1 protein-coding gene is annotated in these 948 nt (G+C 43.2%); it reads left to right on the plus strand.

Annotated elements, in window-relative coordinates; genetic code table 11:
* Window positions 1-39: 39 nt before the first annotated feature.
* The gene (istB, locus tag SIN01_RS14830; protein ID WP_047035558.1) at window positions 40-807 is read left to right on the plus strand and encodes an IS21-like element helper ATPase IstB; all 768 of its coding nucleotides are present in this window, start codon (window positions 40-42) and stop codon (window positions 805-807) included.
* Window positions 808-948: the final 141 nt, after the last annotated feature.

Raw genomic sequence — 948 nt, forward strand, 5'->3', positions numbered from 1 at the left:
AATCCGTCAATATGGACAACTCCTAGAGGAGGTGAGGACATGACAACAGAGCTGTTGCTCGATCATGTAACCAAACAATTAAGAGTACCCACCATTGCCAAACAGTATCGTTCTATGGCACGGGAAGCCGAAACACACAATTCCCGTTATGAAGAGTATTTACTCGCTTTACTTGAGGCTGAAGCTCAAACCCGTGAGGAAAACCAAAAACAGAGACGCTTAAAGCAAGCCAAATTCCCTGTGCATAAAACGCTGGACACCTATGATTTCAGTCTCATGCCAAGTCTTAACCGCAATCAGTTTCTCACCTTGGCTAAAGGTGAGTTTGTCCGAAAAAAAGAAAACGTGATCTTTCTCGGTAACAGCGGCACAGGGAAAACCCATCTGGCAACGGGACTGGGTATTGAACTGATCCAAAATGGTTATCAAGTCAAATTCATCACGGCTACAGATCTCGTAGAGGAACTGGTCATGGCTTACGAAGAGCAGAAACTGAATGCATTTGAAAAGAGATGGCTCAAATTTGATATGGTCATTATCGATGAACTCGGCTATGTGCCATTCTCCAAAACGGGGGCGGAACTTTTATTCCAGTTTTTCTCGAGTCGCTATGAGCGTGCGAGTATCATGCTTACGACAAATCTTGAATTTACAGAATGGACGACCCTATTCGGAGATGAAAAGATGACCGCTGCATTGCTTGATCGTCTGACCCATCGCTGCCATATTCATTTGCTTAATGGCGAGTCCTATCGATTCAGACAAAGCATGAATCGAAGAAAAGAAAATGAAAAAGGGGCAGTATGACTGCGAGTTTTTAGGAGTGTCTTGCCCCTACGGGACAAGACACTCCTAAAATCCATATTATCCCATTAATGGGAGTCCAATATGATAAAGTGGCTCACTTTTAATGTGATCACTGTGGCTCAATTTTATCTTGACAAAAAC

Origin of the sequence: Sporolactobacillus inulinus, from assembly GCF_006539285.1 — a bacterium.
Taxonomy (GTDB): domain Bacteria; phylum Bacillota; class Bacilli; order Bacillales; family Sporolactobacillaceae; genus Sporolactobacillus; species Sporolactobacillus inulinus.